Source organism: Clostridium sp. AF22-10, from assembly GCF_003478725.1.
GTDB lineage: Bacteria > Bacillota > Clostridia > Lachnospirales > Lachnospiraceae > Otoolea > Otoolea fessa.
In genome coordinates, this window is record NZ_QUFZ01000071.1 from 1 (window position 1) to 1,340 (window position 1,340).

Consider the following 1,340-nt stretch of genomic DNA (forward strand, 5'->3'; position numbering starts at 1 on the left):
AGAAAATTGAAAATCTCTCTTAACCTCAACTAATTTCCATTTATAATAAATGCAAATCAAAATTTACATTATGTAGAAAACGAATTTTCTACCCATCGAATTAATTATTATTCATCTATATATTTTCTGTTTGCGAAACGTAAGTATGAAAGTATGAGATTATGAAAGAACAAATTGTTGAAATGATGTGATAACGAAAGAGAGAATTTCTTGAAACGAATCATCATCCATTTGTAATATAGCTTAATCAAAGCTATCGTTGTAGTATTTGATTTTAAGTCAAAACCATACACTTGCTTTTATGTATTTACCTACAGTAAAATATTTGATATTTCAGCATATCTACTATGCAGCATCACACTTTATCTGCATCTAAAGCAATTGACCATTAATCAAGCATTCCAATTTTCCTATATACAAAATTATAGTAGAAGAGTAATGCTTATACCAGCACTACATCCTCTAATGTATCAGTAATATCCCACTTTGGTTCAAAATTAACCTCAGTAGTAGATTGAATAACATCTACCTTTAGAGATGTCTCTTCAGTTTCTCTTGATAGTTTCTTGATAATATTTCGAACATCATTACGATCATAATTAATCGTTGTAACACTCGTAACATCATAATAATACTGACTCTGAACTCCATCATTGTTGAACTTATATCCAGTGCCTCTAGTTACGGTTTCAGATGATTTGACTTTTGACATACTTGTTAAAACGCTAATATAAGCCTGTTTCATCTTATTTGTAGCAATGGCAGTATCAACATCAATTTCAGTAGTCATTTTGGCTTTAATAATGGCATCGGATAGCTTCTGTTTTTCATTAAGAGCCTTGTTGATAAAGTTTACAATATCCATTGGTTCAAAATCTGCATTTAATGAAGATTTCTTTTCAATAATTTCATTTTCTGCATCTGGATTAGCTTTTTTACGATTATGTGTTTCCACTGTCTTCGTAATAAAATCATTTCTAACCAGATATGTTTCAGCAGTAGAAATTAACTCATTTAAATGATTCTGATAACGGTAAGCTTCTTTTAATACCATATCGTTTTACTCCTTTTCTTCCTGAAAATATATCATCAGATATATTATAATTTTTAATTCGGGGTAGATAATAATACGTCTACCCCTAGTATACTTTTTAATTTGCAAATCCTTATTTATTACACCCATTTGGAAACAGGGTGAGAGGTTACTAACAATAAAAAATGCTTTCTCCCTCCATATAACACCCTTTGTATACCCTTAAAAACCCAATAAAATCAAGGCTTTTTTAAGGGTAAAATAAAATAACCGTGCAATTTTTCGCTATTTAGCAACAAAATTTGAC

At 29.7% G+C, this 1,340-nt stretch carries 1 protein-coding gene; it reads right to left on the reverse strand.

The window, feature by feature from the left end:
- Nucleotides 1-442: 442 nt before the first annotated feature.
- Nucleotides 443-1,054, reverse strand: a complete 612-nt coding sequence (locus DWX91_RS16265) for a hypothetical protein (protein ID WP_118539831.1) — start codon at nt 1,052-1,054, stop codon at nt 443-445.
- Between the last annotated feature and the right edge of the window lie 286 nt (nt 1,055-1,340).